The organism is Fibrobacter sp. UWT3 (assembly GCF_900230125.1).
Taxonomy (GTDB): domain Bacteria; phylum Fibrobacterota; class Fibrobacteria; order Fibrobacterales; family Fibrobacteraceae; genus Fibrobacter.
On sequence record NZ_OCSS01000001.1, the window covers coordinates 442,532 to 461,198 of the forward strand.

General features: G+C 49.7%; 9 protein-coding genes and 2 pseudogenes. 8 read left to right on the forward strand and 3 right to left on the reverse strand.

Annotation, left to right across the window (positions count from 1 at the left end; genetic code table 11):
- The first annotated feature begins 4 nt into the window (after positions 1 to 4).
- Positions 5 to 2,116, forward strand: a complete 2,112-nt coding sequence (locus CRO08_RS16615) for an FISUMP domain-containing protein (protein ID WP_141398197.1) — start codon at positions 5 to 7, stop codon at positions 2,114 to 2,116.
- Positions 2,117 to 2,193: 77 nt separating this feature from the next.
- On the opposite strand, the gene CRO08_RS01755 is transcribed toward CRO08_RS16615, so the two are convergent.
- Positions 2,194 to 5,679, reverse strand: a complete 3,486-nt coding sequence (locus CRO08_RS01755) for an InlB B-repeat-containing protein (RefSeq protein WP_097034812.1) — start codon at positions 5,677 to 5,679, stop codon at positions 2,194 to 2,196.
- A 326-nt stretch (positions 5,680 to 6,005) separates the two neighbouring features.
- Here CRO08_RS01755 and dapF point away from each other — a divergent pair, with 326 nt between their 5' ends.
- From dapF to CRO08_RS01770, 3 genes are all read left to right on the forward strand, one after another.
- The gene (gene dapF / locus CRO08_RS01760; RefSeq protein ID WP_097034813.1) at positions 6,006 to 6,872 is read left to right on the forward strand and encodes a diaminopimelate epimerase; all 867 of its coding nucleotides are present in this window, start codon (positions 6,006 to 6,008) and stop codon (positions 6,870 to 6,872) included.
- Positions 6,872 to 8,080, forward strand: a complete 1,209-nt coding sequence (locus CRO08_RS01765; protein ID WP_097034814.1) for an LL-diaminopimelate aminotransferase — start codon at positions 6,872 to 6,874, stop codon at positions 8,078 to 8,080. The genes dapF and CRO08_RS01765 overlap by 1 nt, the downstream gene beginning before the upstream one ends.
- 192 nt (positions 8,081 to 8,272) lie before the next feature.
- The gene (locus tag CRO08_RS01770) at positions 8,273 to 9,793 is read left to right on the forward strand and encodes a sigma 54-interacting transcriptional regulator (protein ID WP_097034815.1); all 1,521 of its coding nucleotides are present in this window, start codon (positions 8,273 to 8,275) and stop codon (positions 9,791 to 9,793) included.
- Positions 9,794 to 9,807: 14 nt separating this feature from the next.
- On the opposite strand, the gene CRO08_RS01775 is transcribed toward CRO08_RS01770, so the two are convergent.
- Positions 9,808 to 11,193, reverse strand: a complete 1,386-nt coding sequence (locus CRO08_RS01775) for a VWA domain-containing protein (protein WP_097034816.1) — start codon at positions 11,191 to 11,193, stop codon at positions 9,808 to 9,810.
- A 153-nt stretch (positions 11,194 to 11,346) separates the two neighbouring features.
- Positions 11,347 to 12,228 (reverse strand): LysR family transcriptional regulator, encoded by an 882-nt coding sequence (locus CRO08_RS01780; RefSeq protein WP_073114410.1) that lies wholly within the window; start codon positions 12,226 to 12,228, stop codon positions 11,347 to 11,349.
- 881 nt (positions 12,229 to 13,109) lie between these two features.
- On the opposite strand from CRO08_RS01780, the gene CRO08_RS01790 reads away from it, so the two are divergent.
- From CRO08_RS01790 to hsdR, 4 genes and pseudogenes are all read left to right on the forward strand, one after another.
- Positions 13,110 to 14,552: an N-6 DNA methylase gene (locus tag CRO08_RS01790; RefSeq protein WP_097034818.1), complete on the forward strand. Its 1,443-nt coding sequence runs from the start codon at positions 13,110 to 13,112 to the stop codon at positions 14,550 to 14,552.
- Between the two features lie 130 nt (positions 14,553 to 14,682).
- A pseudogene (locus CRO08_RS17535) lies at positions 14,683 to 15,149 on the forward strand (restriction endonuclease subunit S); the annotation flags it as partial.
- 27 nt (positions 15,150 to 15,176) lie between these two features.
- Positions 15,177 to 15,914, forward strand: coding sequence for a restriction endonuclease subunit S (locus CRO08_RS01800; RefSeq protein ID WP_369684796.1), 738 nt, complete (start codon positions 15,177 to 15,179; stop codon positions 15,912 to 15,914).
- A 97-nt stretch (positions 15,915 to 16,011) separates the two neighbouring features.
- Positions 16,012 to 18,356: pseudogene (gene hsdR / locus CRO08_RS01805) on the forward strand (EcoAI/FtnUII family type I restriction enzme subunit R).
- Positions 18,357 to 18,667 lie beyond the last annotated feature (311 nt).

Sequence of the window (18,667 nt, forward strand, 5' to 3'; positions counted from 1 at the left end):
GTGCATGATGAATTTGCAGAACAGGATTTTGCCGCTTGTGGCCGCGATGTTACTTTGTCTGGTGGCCTGCTCAAAGTCGAACGATGCCACCTCCGAAATCGACGACCCGAACAAGGATGCAGACAAGCAGGTGTCCGAGCAGGTGCACGCCCGTAGCATTAGGGCTTGGTCTGAACTTTCTTTTTCGGGCCAGACCGCCTCGGTGCATGTATTGGAACTGGATTCCCTGCTGAACGAGACGGGCCGTGAATTCAACATGGAGAAGGAAGAGGGTAAGGGATTTTTTGTCGATTCCATCCCGCTGAGGGGGGACTATGCCTTACTGCGTTCCGAGAATTTCGAGATTCGGTACATCCGTGTACCCGGTGCGGAATACAAGTCCGACAGGAAGCTGTCCTTCGACATACTGGTAGACCTTTCGGATACGGTACCGGCGTTCATATCGCTTGCGGGGCATTTCGTGACCGGTCGTGCGCGTTTCCTTGTGGCGCAGGGCGTTTCTCCCGATTCTGCGGTGAGGCTCGCGAATACTGAACTGCTCAACGTGTTCTCTTTCGTTTCTGATTCCGTAGGGGACGAATCGATTCTGTCGTCCGCAAATTATTCCGATGCGAATGAAGCGGCGTATGTCATCCAGAAGGCCTTTGAACCGTTCATTCCGGCGGAAATGTACGACGACGTGAAGTCTGCGTTCGAAGAAGCCTTTTTCTCGACAGGCTCTTTCACGTATTTCGACGTGTTTACCGGCGCTGCGGACAATCTTGCAGATTCCTCCCTGCACAGCTCGTTTATTTACGGTTACGATGACGGAACAATAGAAAAGCGCGTTGTCGCCGGGGAAATTTTTAGGCGGCAGTTCTTCGCGAAGATCCTCGGCCTGGGGGCCTGCAAAAAGGACAACCTTTGTGAAATCAGGACGCTGAAGGATTCCCTGAGTAGGTTCGACGGTGGCGAGTTCGTATGCGATTCGCTCGGCTGGCACATTTCTTCGAAAGTGTTACGCAATACCTGCACTTACGGGCCTGCGAAAGGCTACGAGATGCGCAGGGGTGCGCTTGATACCACCGAGTGGTTCTATTATCACGATTTTTTCGAGAGGTGGCAGGAATGCGATGAAATAGAAAGCGTCATAGGCATGTGCTATGAGGAACGTGAGGGCGAATACGGAGCCATAAACGACAGTGCCTTCTACTATTGCTATAACCGCTTGTGGCTGGATGTCCCGCGTGACGAGTACTACGCGAATTTTATCAAGTGCGATTCTGCCGAGAGGTACATCACGTTTGCGAGCGATTCCACGACTCCCTTCTACTGCGAGTACGGTACCCTGCGTTCGTTGACGGATGCTGAACGCACCTTGTATTACAACACGAACGGCCTCAAGTGCGATACCGTGCCTGACCTGATGCTGGGTAACGATTCCGTGACCAAGTATGTGTGCGATGCTGGCCACGTGCGCGTTGCAACTGACCTGGAGGCGAAGGCGAATCGCGGCTGCACGAGTTACAATTACGACGAAATCGCGAAGATTGAATACTCGATCTACCGTTGCCGTGGGCAGTGGAAGTACTTCAAGGATTCGCTCTACCGCGATACGGTTACCGATGCACGTGACGGGCAGAAGTACCCGCTTATCGGCATGGGTTCGCAACTCTGGTTTGCGGCCAACCTGAATTTCGAGACTGACAGCAGTTGGTGCTACAACGACTCGGCTGCAAACTGCGACAAGTATGGGCGCCTCTACCGTTTGGCAGAGGCCGCGGCAGTCAAGGAAGATTCTCTGCTGTGCCCCACTGGGTTCCATGTGCCGGACAAGGACGAGTTCGAGGCGTTCACCGATTTTGTGTCGCAGTGGCGCCCTTCGGGCGAATCGCTCTCTCCGGTGCTTAAGAGCAAGTCTTCTGGTGGCATGGACTACTTCGGGTTTAATGCGGAACTTGCCGGAGTGCGCAACGACGGCGCATTCAACTACATGGGCAATGCCTACTACATGTGTTCAAGGGGGTTGCCTACGGCGAATTCCGTGCGTCGCTGGCGCTTGGCTACGGACCTCTCGTTCACCTACGACACAGTATCGAAAACAGCAACCTGCTATATACGCTGTGTTAAAGATTAGGGCGGGGGTGTGAGACTAGGGAGGACGTACGCACGGCTAGTCCTCCCTAAGACCCTCCTGACGCGCGGCTGTGTTGGTTATTTCAGTATCACGTTGCGGCTTATTTTTCCTGCTTTGATGATGTAGTTTCCTGGTGCCGGAAGTGTGATGCTCGTGAAATTTCCGTTAAACGATTTTACGACAATTAAATGTCCAAGGGAATCGAAAATGCGCACTGAATGTCCCTGAATTTCTGACATCGTAATCGTCAAGCCATTCGTTGTCAGAACAAAGGGTTTCCGCAAGGTTGACCGTACCACAACCGGGTGCTCCTCAGAAGAACTTGATAGAGTGACTGAAGAACTTGATTCTTGCGTATTTGACGAACTTGATGAAACGCTTATAGACGATGAAGAAAGTATACTTGAGGAGGATGTGGCAATGCTTGAGGAACTTTCTGCACTGGAACGTCCGCATGTAGCGTAATACATTTTTTCGGATGTAACAGGTTCAATGTCAGGCGTCCAACCCACAAATTGATAACCGGCAACCTCGCAAACAGGAATTTTCTCCTTGTATTCGGGCATTTCCCCATAAGCAAGGTTATTTGTCTGTAGCGTATCCATTCCGGAGATGAATGAAATTTTATACAAGATAACTTCGTATTTGGCAATTAAAGTTGTGATGGTCCCGGGAACGAATTGCTCACCCGGTTGTCCAATCAACTGATTACCATAGTACCAGCCAACAAAATTGTATCCTGTTTTTATAGGGGCATCCGGCAAGGTAATTTCTGCAGTTTTGTCGGTAATCACAAATTCTGTTATGACTGCATCGGACTCAGTCTTGAAAACCAGTGTTTCAATAGTAGAATTTTTTTGAACATAGTTGGCATATAAATTATAATCCCCATTGATGATTGATTTTGAGTCAATTACTTGCGTTCCGTAAGTCCAATAGCCAAACATCATATCTTCATCGGCATCGCTTGGGTCTGGATCATTTGGCATATCGATTATCTTTCCAGTATAGTCTGTAAAACTTTCGCCAATTTCGTACTTGTTCACGTTAATGACCTTGGAAGAATCCCAAAAGGTTACTTTATATATGGCGTGATTATCCTTGTCGGCAAAAATTGGATAATTTTTGCCATGCTTACTCCAATAACCTGTATTTTCTAGTGTCCCTCCGCAAGTGTTCAACATCCAGGCGAAACTTTCTGTTTGGGCATTCGTTGTGCTTATGCCCGTTCCCAAGGAGTCAAATTCATATCCAAGCAAATCTTTGTCGTAAAATAGACAATTGTTTTGTAATGCTTTTCTGTTGGTTCCATTGGTAATGGAATCCGCAATGCTAAGCGAACCTGAGGAAGGTTTAACAAAAGTGCATCCCATAATTCCGTTTGCAGAACGACGGGAAATCACGTTTCCCTTGTTCAAATTGGCAAGGAGTCCCAAAGGGCTACTGCTCAGCGTTGATGTTTTGTACCAATATCCTACAATTCCGCCAGTACATTCATTGGAGGCGTGATTGAGAGTTGTTTTTATTGCACCGCTATTTATGTTGTTTGAAATATATCCTGGGGCAGTTAACGTGTAATTCGTTCCCGACAAGTGACCCACCAGCCCTATGATGCCTCCAATGCTGAATTCATCGGAAAGTTGTAGGCTGTGTACTGTATCAGGGTCGCTGGTCGCTTCAATAGTGCCTTTGTTTTCACAATACCTCATTTCTGGATATATTTCGCTAGTCGTGTATCCGTGATCTGCAGCCCATAAGCCTACAATGCCGCCGACTGCAGCAAGTTCATTTTGTACCGTATCTTTTTTCGTAATGACGATATTTCCTTCATTTACGCTGTTCATTATCCGCGATGCGTATCCTTGAAACACACCCACGATTCCGCCGGCTGCATTGTAGTGATTTGAGGGGTTCCACATGAATCCATTGATTGTGCCAAGGTTGCGTACGCCTTCAATGTGAATTCCGGTAGATTTCCCAAATATCCCTCCTACAAAATTAGCGCGAATGGATTCGACCTCTGCTTCGTTTTGTGAACTTTTGATGGTGGATAGCGAGTCGTCGGCGCTGAAGATTGCTGCTATGCCTCCCGCATAGAATCTACCAGAAATTTTTTCTTTATTATGGATTGCTTCTATGTTTGCAAGTCCTTTGCCGTCTCTTTGTGAAATAAATCCCCCAGCAAAATAACCGCTGATTAAGCCTTCATTATAGTTGTTTTTCATTGTTAAGGTTTGTGAGGAGTCGTATGCTATGAATCCTCCGGCAAGCGGGCTGTAATATGAACTGTTGATTGAGGTGATTTTTCCCCTATTGATACAGTCGTAAAAATCAATTTTCGTACGATTTTCCCCCACAAAGCCGCCTGCATGCCCTGCGTTAATTTCGCCGTCATTTACGGAATTTTCAAAATGCATGCTGCAACCCGCATTGGACCCCACAAAACCGCCTGCAATGGTTGCGTAACTCAAATATCCACTGTCTGATGTTTTACGAGAAGCGATATTCCCGTTGTTGTAAGAACTCTCAAAAATTAAAGTTCCCTTGTTGCTGCATGTTGTCACAAATCCTGATGCTAAACCGTCGTATGTTGTAAATGACCCGTTGTTACTACTATTCAAAAAAGAAATTTTTGAAGAGGATGCGAGCTTGACAAAACCAGAAATGTCGGCTAATACGGAATCAATGGATGCGTTGTTTTCGCTGTTTTCAAAAGAGACATCACTGTTTGTTACCTTGTAGATAAAACCTGCATCATGCACACCGCGATAATTCGAGGTCTTTCCACTTCCTACTTCGGAGAAAGTGTAGTTTTTGGAATTTCTTACTTTCAATTTTGACGATCTTACAACGGCTGCGATACCTGCCATTCCTATGTAAAAAGATGGACTGATTTCGGATCCACGAACAAAAGTCCCTTGGCTTAAGGCGTTATCGATTATAGCGTTTGGGGAATTTAAAAGTCCTACCAATCCCCCAAAACTTGCACTATCGATAAAGACATTTTTGGCGTTGAAGGTGCAGTTGAGCAGGGAATCACCGCCAAAGACATTTGCTATGCCACCTACAGGACGTCTTTCTCCAACTGATGATTTCCCGTTTGACTTGAGGCGGATGTTTTCAACACTCAGATTTTTGATGACCGCTCCGGAATCGACCACGCCGAAAAGCCCTGCGTAATCTGCTTTGGAGTAAATTCCTGATATGGTAAATCCATTGCCGTCGAACACACCTTTGTATCGTGTGTTTTCAGTGGAGTCTGAACCGATGGGTGTCCAGTTGATTGAATTTTCCGTTATGGAAGAATCAATGATGGCTATGTTATTTTTTAGAATGGCGTTGTAACTTGTGCTGCCCTTATTCACTTGAGTTGCGAACCAGGCGAGATTTTCGGGAGTTTCAATTTCGTAAAAGGTTTTGCCGCTTTTTTCTATGGTGGAAGGCTTTTTTACTGCGCCAGCCCAATCGGCAAAAAGCGATGTCGGAAATAAAAAAAAGGAAGAAACCAGGAATACGGCCCGTGTGAAAATTTTTGAGTTGAGGTGGCTGGTCAGAATGGGCATAGGCACTCCTATAGAAAATTCATAATCATAATATATATTTTTACTTTAGGATGAGAAAAAAAATGTTTACAAAACTGATCTTGAACATGAATTTGCGTATTTTTTTTCGGTTTCAAATTGGCGCGTTGCTCCAATTTTTTTTATATAAAATGTAAAATAAATTACTTTTATCTACATATTATGTAAAATATGGTAGTGGTCTATTTTTCACTTATTTCCTAAAAATTTGGCGAAATTTAGAGAATTTCGTCATTTTTAACAAATTTTGTAAAAATGGCACGTTCTTTGCATTATAGGGGCAAAAATAAATGTAAAAGGACGTCTTTATGGAATTTTCAAAGTGGACCGGGCTGGGCAACGATTTCGTGCTGCTGGAGCCGGGTCAGAAGGTAGAGTTCGGACCCGCATTCGAGAGAGAGGTCGTTCGCCTCTGTGACCGCCGTTTTGGCATAGGTGCCGATGGCGTGGTAATCGTGACCCCGATGGATGCCGAGGGTTGCCTGGTGCTTGGCGATGCGGGTGTCGGTCCTGCTTCGAAGTCCGCGCCGAACGGTGTCGATTTCGAGATGCGCATATTCAATGCCGACGGTTCGGAGGCGGCGATGTGCGGTAACGCTACCCGCTGTGTCGCGAAGTTCATCGTGAGCCGCGGGCTTGCAAAACCGGGTCAGAAAGTTTTCAACCTGCACACCAGAAGCGGGCTCGTGAAGCCTGCGCTCCTGGACGATGGCCGCGTGTGCGTCGACATGGGGAACCCGAGGGATTTTCTCGGGAGCATCAAGCTTACGGCAGACTGCTTTGACTTTACCGCGGAGACGGTCTCGATGGGGAACCCGCACGCGGTTATTTTCGTGGACGACATCGAGAAGATTCAGCTGGAAGATTGGGGGCGCGTGCTCGAATGCGACAGGCAGTTCCCGGACCGCTGTAACATTGAATTCGCGCAGGTTTTGCCAGCAGTTCAGGGGGCGCCCACCCAAATCCGCATGCGGGTTTGGGAACGGGGTTGCGGCGTCACCATGGCCTGTGGAACCGGGAGCTGCGCAACCCTCGTTGCGGCCCAGCGCACGGGCCGCGTGGGCGTAGAAGCCGACGTGATTCTCGATGGCGGAACGCTCCACATCAAGCACGAAAACGATGGCCCGGTTCTCATGACCGGCCCCGCACAGGAAGTTTTTAGAGGAACCATTTAATGAACGCGTCTATTATCAATCCAAACTACGACTTGCTGCCTGGTAGCTACCTGTTTTCTACCATCGCAAAGAAAATTTCCGAATACCAGGCAAAGAAGCCCGATGCCGACATCGTGCGCCTGGGTATCGGCGACGTGACCACTCCGCTCATTCCCGAGGTCATCAAGGCCATGCACAAGGCCGTTGACGAGATGGCCGAGAAGGGGAGTTTCCGCGGGTATGGGCCCGAGCAGGGTTACGATTTTGTGCGTGAGGCGATTGTCGCCGGCGAGTACACCTCCCGCGGCATCGAGATGGACCCGGACGATATCTTCGTGAGCGACGGTTCCAAGTGCGACGTCGCGAACATCCAGGAACTTTTTACAGAAAATGTAAAAATTGCTATCCCGGACCCCGTCTATCCGGTCTATCTGGACTCCAACGTGATGGCTGGGCGCGCCGGCGTGTTGCAGAATGACGGACATTTTTCTAAGGTCACCTACCTTGCGTCGACTGCCGAGAACAACTTCCAGCCCGACCTGCCCAAGAACCCGGTGCAGATGATCTACCTGTGCAGCCCGAACAACCCGACGGGTACGGTGCTCAGCCGCGAGACGCTCCAGAAGTTCGTGGACTACGCGAATGAGAACGGCGCGATTATCCTGTTCGATGGCGCCTACAACTGCTACATCCAGGACGAGAACCTTCCGCACTCCATCTTCGAGATTCCGGGCGCCCGCACCTGCGCCATCGAGTTCCGCAGTTTCAGCAAGACTGCCGGCTTTACCGGCGTGCGCTGCGCCTACACGGTGATCCCGCATGAACTTTCCAAGCTCCGCTCCATGTGGAACCGCCGCCAGTGCACCAAGTTCAACGGCGTGAGCTACGTGACCCAGCGTGCAGCCGAGGCCATCTACTCCCCGGTCGGCTGGCAGCAGACGAAGGCCGTTATTGCGGGCTACATGAAGACCGCGGGCGTTATCCGCAAGGAACTTACCGCGGCGGGCTACACGGTGTTCGGCGGCGAGCATGCCCCGTACATCTGGTGGAAGATTCCTGACGGCGAAAAGTCCTTCGACTTCTTCGACCGCCTGCTTGCCACCTGTGAGGTTGTGGGCACCCCCGGCAGCGGCTTTGGCCCCTGCGGCGAGGGGTACTTCCGCCTGACCGCCTTCGGTGACTACGAACGCACCTGCGAAGCCTTGAAACGAATAAGGGAAAGATTATGATAAGCGTGTCATCCTGAGCAAGCGAAGCGCGTCGAAGGATCTATAGTTGCTTTTAGATTCTGCTCCTTCGAACCTATGAATTGTATAGCAACAAGTTGCTAACAATTCTATATCGACTACGAGGCTTTGCCTCTTCGCTCAGAATGACACATCGCATCACTCTAAACCAACATTTTCTATCTTATGTCACATATGTCAACACCCATAGGTCCAGAAATCTCGGTTATCCAGAAGATTAGCGTTGCGATTATTCACGAACGCAACGTGGAGAAGTTGTTGGAAAACGTTCTTGATATTCTGGAAACGGAACTCGGCATGTTGCGCGGCACGTTTGCGCTCCTGTTCGGCGACACCCTCAAGATTGAGGCCTCGCGCGGTCTTGACGAATCCGAAAAACAGAAAGGCCTGTACCGTATGGGCGAGGGCATTACGGGCCATGTTGCCGAACGCGGCGTGAGCCACGTGATTCCTGACCTGCGCAAGGATTCCCGCTTCTTGAACCGCACGGGGAGCCGCCATTACGACTTTCAGGTGGCGTTCATCTGCGTGCCGCTCATTCACGACGGCGAGGTTATCGGAACGCTATCAATCGACCGCCCCGTGGACGGCACGACTGACCTGGACCGCGACGTTGCCCTGCTCGAGATTATCGCGAATATCACGGGCGATGCGGCGAACGAATGCCTCGAGATGCACAAGGAGCACGAGGCCATGCTCGAGGAGAACCGCAAACTCCGCGACATGCTTTCGAACAACCCGGGCGACCTCGTGGGCAACTGCAGCGAGATGCGCCATGTGTACGAGCAGGTGCGCCAGGTGGCCCCGAGCGATGCGACCGTGCTTATCCGTGGCGGTAGCGGTACGGGTAAAGAGATGATTGCCCGCGCGATTGTGAATTTGTCTGCAAGGAAGGACAAGCCTTTTATTACTCTCAACTGCGCGGCACTCCCCGAGAACCTTGTGGAAAGCGAACTCTTTGGCCACGAGAAGGGCGCGTTTACGGGCGCGGTGAATCGCCGCATTGGCCGTGCCGAAGCGGCAAATGGCGGTACGCTGTTCCTTGACGAAATTGGCGACCTTACGATGCAGACCCAGGTGAAACTCCTGCGCTTTTTGCAGGAACGTACCTTCAGCCGTGTGGGCAGTAACGAGGAACTCCGTTCCGACGTGCGGTTCCTTGCGGCGACAAGCCGTAATCTCGAGGAGCTCATCGCGCAGGGCAAGTTCCGCGAAGACTTGTTCTACCGCCTGAACATCTTCCCGATATCGATGCCCGACCTGGCAAAGCGCAAGTCCGATATCATTTTGCTCGCGGAACATTTTATCGAGAAGATGAACCTGCGCTACGGCAAGAAGATTGTGCGCCTTTCGACGACCGCGATCAACCTGCTGATGAGCTACCACTGGCCGGGCAACGTGCGCGAACTCGAAAACTGCATGGAACGCGCCGTGCTCACTGCGTCGGACGATTGCGTGCACAGTTACAACTTGCCGCCTTCGCTCCAGACAAGCCTGAGTACGGGCAACGTGGCGCGCTTTGGCGAAAAGAACGCGACGCTCGAGGTTCTCATGGAAAACTACGAGCGCGAAATAATTACCGAGGCAATAAAAAGCAACGACGGAAATATTTCCGCCGCTGGCCGTGATCTCGGGGTTTCCCCACGTATGATGAACTACCGCATGAATAAGCTCGGAATCAAGTCCGGCCGCTAGCGGCTAGATTCCGGTTATTCTGTGTACTTCTTGATAAGGCGAATCATCAGGTCGGCGAGTTTTTCCACTTCGTGGTCACCGACGCTGGCATCGATATGGTCGTTGCCGATTCCGCTGTCGTTGGTGATGAACACGTACGTGCCGCCCGTTGCGATTTCGAAGAAGCGCAGCATGAATTCCGTATCCTTGTCGACACCGCTTGCCGCCACCGGGATAATCTTGATGCCGTTCTTCGCGAATTCCTTGATGGATTTTTGCAGGCTTTCGATTACGTCGCTCTCGTGGTGGGCGGGTGCATCGAGGATGAGGAACGCGATGCGTGCACGTGCGGATTCGTTCCACGAGAGGTCCTGCAGTGCGGATTCTAGTGCGGAGTGGACTGCTTCGGGGTAGTCGCCGCCGCCGTTTGCGTACTGCTTGGAGATGTATTCGCGGGTCGTGGTGACGTCGCTGGCGAAATTCTGGCCGCGTGTGATGTATGAATCGGTCTGGTCGCGGTAGAAAAGCGCCGCCGTGCGCAGATTCACATTGTTGCCGGTACTGGCGTGGTCGATGATGTATTCGAGGTCGGACTTGAGGAAGGCGATCTCGTCGCCCATAGACCCCGTGGCATCCACGATGAATGCGATGTCTGCAGAGGCTTCGGCCTTCTTGGCGTCGCTCGTGATGATGTTGACATTGATGGTTTCGTCGTCCTTGCTGGTCACCTTGACTGCTGCTTCAGAAACCTTGCCGTCGACCTTCAGCGAGAATACTTCTTCTCCTGTGGCCTGCGCGTCGTTGCTGAACAAGCTTGCCCAGCAGTAGGCGAACCCGGAATTGTCGGTCTTGGTGGAGAATTCCACCTTGTCGCCCTTGAGGAGTTCTACACGCACGTTCGCGATGCCCGACTCGCTGCCGTCTATGACCTTCACGGCAACTAGTTTGTTCGGGAAGAACTCCCAGTATTCCGGCATGGTCTTGTAGCTGTTGCTGTCGAGCTTTTCAATCCAGGTGTTCCAATTGTCCAGGTCGTTCCACTCGCCGGCCGTGAGCAGTCCCGACATCCTTTCGTTAGAAACTCCGCCCCAGTGCCCTTCAATGTCTCCAGGCTCTCCAAGGTCGAGGCTGGGTTCAGCAACATCAACAGAGTTCTTCGCTTCGGTCGTGGGCGCGGCTCCGGCAATATCCGCATCCCTGGACGAGAAATCCGATGTAATTGATTCGCTTATCTCGCCGCCCCACTCATATTCTTTACCGGTGCCGGGGGTCTCGAACGTGTTGACGGTCTCATTGCCTGCGATAACGGAGCCGTGATCGTCGTCGCTGCCGGTAATTGCGTTGCTGGTGCTGTCGTCGCTGCATGCGGCACACAACAATGTGAATGCTGTTGTCAGTATGGGTAGGATTTTCGTTTTCATAAGGCTTCTCCTTCTTGCGTTTTTTATAAATATACCTTGCTTATGAAACAAAATCAATGATTTTAAAGCAAAAATTATGTTTCTATTTGTGGAAAATTGATAAAAACGCCTTTGTATGAAACGGCGCGTTTCATATACCGGCGAAGGGGGCGCCTATTCCCCTAGCACGTGCCGGAGCGTGTCGAGGAAAAGTTCCCCCGCCCGCGTGAACTGCTGGCCCCGCCGCCAAATGATGTACATGTTGGTGGTGAGCTCGGGCATGAGCGGCCTGAAACACAGGCGCGAACTGCGGCTCGTATCCACTAGGCCATCGAAAGTGAGCAGGTAGCCCGTGCCCTCTTTGGCAAGCACCGAACCGTTGTACGAAAGATCCAGCCCCACAATCACGTTCAGCTTCGAAATATCGTCGCCGAACCATTTCGGTAAATCCGCCACCATCGCCTGGCGCGACGCCAACAGCGGCTTGTCGAGCAAGTCCTTCGGCTCGATGAAATCCCGCTTGGCCAAAGGGTCGTCGCGACGCATCACCACGCCCCAGCGATCCACCGAACGCACAGCAAGGCAGTTGTACTTCTCCAAATCAACGTTGTCTACAACCACCGCGAAATCAAAAATGCCCTTGTCCAGCTTTTCCAGGGCGCGCTCGCTGTCGCCCGAATATAAGTTGTACTTAATCTTCGGATAATCGTCCCGGAGAATCCCGATGCACTTCGAAAGAAAGTTCACGTTCCGCGATTCCGCACAGGCAATGGCGATTTCACCCACCACCTCGTCTTCCTTCAGCGACTTGAAATCCTGCACCGTCCTGTCCGCCATCGAAAGGATATCCTCAGCACGCTCCCGCAAGAGTTCCCCCGCAGGCGTCAGCCGAATCGCGTAGTTCGTGCGCTCGAAAAGCTTCTCGCCCAGCTCCTCCTCCAACTCCTTGAGCTGGCGACTCACCGTCGGCTGCGTCACGCAAAGATTATCCGCCGCGCGCGAGACATTCCCCAACCGCGCCGCCTCCAGAAAATACCGCAAAACTCGAAGTTCCATACCCGAAAACTAATAAAATTCAAGCCCCGCAGGTATAAATTTGCAAAAATAATGCCCGAAAGGAATAACTGATTGATTTGACGGGGGAAGCCTCCCCCTGCTTGCAGCCTTGCCCTAGTGTCATCCTGAGCGGAGCCCGTAGGGCGAAGTCGATAAACGAAACTAGGCAACTTGTTGCCTTAGTTGAGTTAGGTTCGAAGGAGCAGGATCCAGACCGAACTAGGGCAAGTCTTCCAGCACCCCCTCGCCTAAGGGGCTCTGCCCCCTAAAACCCCCGGGCTTTTGTCATTCCCGCTCCATTTGTCACCCCGGCCACTGTGCCGGGGTCACCGTTTTTTTTCGTCATTCCGGCCATCGAGCCTGAATCCATCACGTAAACATGTCATTGCGAGGCCCAAGGTCACTGAGCGTAGCCGAAGTGGGGCCGAAGCAATCTCTAGCCAACATTTGTCATGCCCCGCTTGACGGGGCGTCTCCCTTTTATCGTCATTCTGAGCGTAGCCGCAAGGCGAAGTCGAAGAATCCAGTCTCTTTTTTACTACTATTTCCCACTGACATAGCCCCATTCCTCGCGGTTTGGGGCGCGAGTTTAACGTTGAGTTAGCTCTTATTCTCGAAACCGAAAATCTGGTAAATTTTCAATGTATCACGAGAGTAAGGCGAACACTCACGTCCAGCAATGGGCGTGGGTCGTTTGTACTTATTGTGGTACAGGTTTACCAGAGCCTCGGTTTCAGTATGTGCATTCGACGCCACGCTTTTTCTTTTTTGCAAACGCGTGGTTGCTGGGCGAGATAAAGGTCATTGAGCTTGCCGAAATGACCGCGGAATTTTGCTTGCAGTTGAATGCACCAGTATAAGGGCTAGCAAATGAGGCCCTTATGTTTGAGCAGACTTTTAACAATATCGATGACATCCTCTGGAAAGAGGGTGGTTGCAGCAACGAACTGGATTATGTGGAGCAGACCTCGTGGGTCCTGTTCCTCAAGTACCTGGACAACCTCGAAGCCGAGCGCGAAGAAGAAGCCGAACTCAAGGGCGAAACCTACGAACGGATTATCGATAAGAAGTTCCGTTGGAACACCTGGGCCGCCCCGAAGACCAAGAACGGCGAACCCGACCACGCCAAGGCACTCACCGGTGACGACCTCACGGACTTCGTGAACAACAAGCTGTTCCCTTACCTCAAGAAATTCAAGGAAACCGCCACCACGCCGCAATCGCTGGAGTACAAGATTGGTGAAATCTTCGGCGAACTCCGCAACAAGATTACCAGTGGCTACAACCTCCGCGAAATCCTGTGGTATGCCGACGCGCTGAGTTTCCAGAGCAGCGAAGATAAGCACGAGATGAGCCACCTGTACGAAGACAAAATCCGCAGGATGGGCAACGCAGGCCGTAACGGAGGCGAATACTACACGCCGCGTCCGCTTATCCGCACCATCGTCCGCATCATCGACCCGAAAATCGGCGAGACCGTGCTAGACCCGGCTTGCGGAAGTGCTGGGTTCCTTTGCGAAGCCTACGCTTACATGAAGCAGAAAGTCAAGAGCGTTGCCGACAGGGAAACCTTGCAGAAGAAAACCTTCTACGGACAAGAGAAGAAGGGCCTTGCCTACATCATCGGCATCATGAACATGATATTGCACGGCGTGAACGCCCCGAACATTCTGCACACGAATACCTTGTCCGAAAACATGGCGAACGTGGAACAGAAAATGCGGAAAGACGTCATTATCGCGAATCCGCCCTTCGGTGGCAAGGAACGCGCCGAGGTCCAGCAGAATTTTCCCATCAAGACAAGCGAAACTGCCTACCTCTTTATGCAGTATTTTGTCAAGCTGCTCAAGGCGGGCGGCCGCGCGGGCATCGTCATCAAGAACACCTTCCTTTCGAACACCGACAACGCGTCGGTCATGTTGCGCAAGGAACTCCTGGAAAACTGCGACCTGCACACGATTCTCGATTTGCCGAGCGGCGTGTTTACAGGCGCAGGTGTAAAGACCGTCGTGCTCTTCTTCGAAAAGGGTCGCCCCACCGAAAAAATCTGGTACTACCAGCCGGACTTTGGCCGCAACCTGGGCAAGACGAACCCGCTCACCGAAGACGACCTTGCGGAATTCGTGAAGTTGCAGAAGAAAAAGACAGACGGCGAAAAATCGTGGACCGTAAACGTCAAGGACTTGAACCCCGAAACATACGACCTCTCGGTGAAAAATCCCAACAAGAAAACCGAAGTCGAACTCCGCGACGCCCAAACCATCATCAAGGAAATGCAGAAACTCAACAAGGAAAACGAAAAGATCTTGGAGACATTGCTTTAAGAAGAAACGTCATTGCGAGCAACGCGAAGCAATCTAGTGCATTAAACAAAGAGTCTCCCTGAGTCCCGGAACAAGTCCGGGATAAACAAAGTCGAATGGGTCTAAGCAACCGGAGAATGTTATGAGCAAATGGGAATGGAAGAAACTTGGTGAAGTTTGTGAGATTGCACGCGGAGGTTCTCCTCGTCCAATCAAAGAATATATAACAAGTGATGCTGATGGAATTAATTGGATAAAAATTGGCGATACAGATCCAACTGGGAAATACATCTTTAGTACGGAAGAAAAAATTAAACCATCTGGAATAAAAAATCAAGATATGTGGAAAGTGGCGATTTTCTTTTGTCAAATTCGATGAGTTTTGGTAGACCGTATATTTTAAAAACAAATGGATGTATTCACGACGGATGGCTAGTATTAAAGAATTATCAGAAATATTTAGATGTTAATTTCTTTTACCATCTTCTATCATCACCGATAGCACAAGAACAATTTGATCAAGAGGCTAAAGGTTCTACTGTTAGAAATTTAAATACGGATATTGTTTCTAAAGTTTATGTACCCATTCCCCCTCTTTCGGAACAGAAACGCATAGTCAAATTCCTTGACGAAGAATTCTCAAAAATAGACACACTCAAAACAAACGCCGAAACCAACCTCAAAAACGCCAAAGAACTATTCGAAACCACCCTTGAAAAAGAACTGAATCCCCAATCACGTCATTCTGAGCGTAGTGAAGAATCCAGTGCAGATTTACCCTCCGGCTGGGAATGGAAAACCTTGCAAGAAATTTGTGGAAAGATTGTTGATGGCACCCATAATTCTCCACCAAATAAAGCAAAAGGGGATTATCAGTACATTACGGCTAAAAACATAAAGGCTAATGGTATTGATTTGTCTGATGTTACTTATGTGTCAAAAGAAGTTCATAAAGAAATATTTGCAAGATGTAATCCAGAAAAAGGTGATGTATTGCTAATAAAAGATGGTGCAACAACGGGAATTGCTGTTATAAATACATTGGATTATGAATTTTCGTTGCTGTCTAGTGTGGCTCTTATAAAAGTAGATAAAACTAAAATTTATGAAAAGACACTGGTGTACCTTTTAAATTCTAAAGCAATTTATAAGCAGATGCGGAAAAAAATGGATGGTGCGGCGATAACACGTCTAACATTGGAAAAAATAAAAGCACTTCGAATCCCCCTCCCGCCTCTTCCTGTTCAAAAAGAAATTGTCGCCCGCCTAGACAAACTCTCTGAGAACGTCAAACGCCTCGAAGCAAACTACAAGCAAATCATCGCCAACTGCGACGAACTCAAAAAATCGATTCTGAAGAAAACTTTTGAGAGGGAATCTTAATGAAAAAAGCCCTAGATTCTTCGACTACGAGGCTTTGCCTCTTCGCTCAGAATGACACTTCCCTAACCACTAATCACTAACCACTGCCCACTAGATTATGAACGAGTCCGATACCAGAAGAAAGAAGATTGACCCCAAGCTGAAAGAAGCCTTGTGGGAAGTGACGCCGGACAGCGCCATTTATACGGAGCAGTCCGCTTACGAAATCGCGCCGGGGCGAATCGGCCATGCTGAACGCAACCCCAAGAAAATCGACTACCTTCTGGTTTACAAGGGCATCAAGATTGCCATCGTTGAGGCGAAAAAGGACGAACTCGATGTAAGCGAGGGTGTGCCGCAAGCCAAGGAATATGCAGAACGCATGAACATCCGCTTCACGTATTCCTGCAACGGCGATAAAATCTGGGCAATCGACATGCAGACGGGTAAGGAAGGCTTTGTCGATGCATTCCCGACACCGCAGGAACTCTGGGAACGACTTTATCCTGAAAAAAATCCGCTCCGCGACAAACTGAATGCAGTTCCGTTCAACAGGGATGGCGGCAAGTCTCCCCGCTACTATCAGGAAATCGCTGTCAATAACGTTATGGACGCCATCTCCCGAAAGCAGGACCGCGTCTTGCTCACGCTTGCAACGGGAACGGGCAAAACCTACATCGCTTTCCAAATCTGCTGGAAAATTTTCAAGGCGCATTGGAATGTCGATGGAACGGAACGCTTGCCGCGCATCTTGTTCCTTGCCGACCGCAATATTCTCTCGAATCAGGCTCTCAATGATTTCGGACAATTTGACGAAAATGCCATGTGCCGCATTACGCCGGAATCCATCGCCAAATCAAAAGGCGTGCCCAAGGGCCCGAGCATCTATTTCAGCATTTTCCAGACGATGATGACCTCGTTGAATGGAAAATTCGTTTATGAAAATTATCCCGAAGATTTCTTTGACCTAGTCATCATTGATGAATGCCATCGCGGTGCCGCCAATGACGAAAGCCGTTGGCGTGATATCCTCGATTATTTCCAACGGGCGTATCACTTGGGTTTAACAGCAACACCCAAGAAAAACGAAAACGCCAACACCTATGAGTATTTCGGAAAGCCTGTCTATGTGTATTCTCTGAAGCAGGGAATCGAAGACGGTTTCTTGACGCCCTACCGCGTCCGGATTTCTTCTAGCAATATTGACAACTACATCTACGATCCCGAAGACGATGTAGAAAGCGGCGAAATTGACCCGAATAAAATTTATACGGAAACGGATTTTTATCACGGCAACATCAAGATTCGAGAACGCGATGAGTTTAGGGTTGAAGAATTCCTGAAACAGATTGACCCCGATGAAAAAACGATTGTGTTCGGTGCGACGCAGGCCCATGCAGCTATTTTGCGTGATATGATAAATCAGCATTCTCGCAAGCCCAACGTGAATTATTGTAAGCGAGTCACCAGTGACGATGGCGACAAGGGCGAAGCTGATTTGAAGACTTTCCAAGACAATGAAAAACTGTTGCCTACAATCCTTACGACATCGCAAAAACTCTCGACAGGTGTAGATGCCAAGAACGTTCGTAATATCGTACTGATGCGACCTGTAAACAACATCATCGAATTCAAGCAGATTATCGGTCGCGGCACAAGACTTTTTGACGGGAAGTATTTCTTCACCATTTACGACTTCGTGGGAGCGAGCAAGAACTTTAGCGACCCCGAGTGGGATGGCGAACCGATTGTAGATACGCCGGAACCGCCCGACGGTGGAAAATCTGATGGAGGCAACGGCTCTAGCGGCGGGCCACGCAAACCGAAACCCTGCAAAATCTGCGGCAATCTCCCGTGCACATGCGACGCAAAAACGAAAGAAAAAATTGCGTTGAAATTAAACTTTCTGATGGGCATGTTTTGCGCTTGCGCGCCCAGTGGCATGAAAAGTTCATGTTCGATGGCGAACTCATAACGCTCGAACAGTTTATCAAAATTCTCTTCGGCAAGATTCCGGAGTTCTTCAAGGACAGTCAAGATTTGCGAGCCCGCTGGTCTGACCCCACGACCCGCGAAGCGTTGCTGCAGAACTTGAGCGACAACGGTTTCAGCAAAGAAAGGCTCCGCCAAGTGCAGGCCTTGACGCAGAACGAAAAATGCGACCTGCTCGACGTGCTGGAACTTATCGCATACAACAAGAGCCCCATGGAGCGTGCCGAAAGAGTGCGCTTGATGCACGAGGAAATCCTGAACGAAGTATCCGAGAAACAAGTTCCCTTCATGGAATTCGTCTTGCAGCAGTATGTGGAAAACGGAGTCGATGAACTATCGTTGAATCAGCTGCCCGAACTCGTCAAGCTCAAGTACGGCACCATCAAGGATGCCTGCGATAAAATGGGTGTAACAGGCAAGGATTTGAAGAAAATCTTCACCGATTTCCAGAAGACGTTGTACGTAGCGTAATTTTACTCAAAACCTCTTGACAATCGCCATCTAGTAATTTATATTTAGTGCACAAGTGTGTAGAAAACTACTGGATAAGTAGAACTTTTTTGTTGTTAATGGAATGTTGACAAGAACCGTGCTTTTAAGTGCCATTGAATCCTGTCGAATCACCAAAAGCCCTTTTAAAGTCCTTTTTGTTTAAAATTTTAAACATCAGGTGGTGTTTCAACATTAAAGTTCTACATAGCCTTTAAATAGAGCCTCTACTGCGCAGTAAAACTTCCCTTGCGAATCACTGTTAATTGATGATTGACAATTGATTTCTCCTG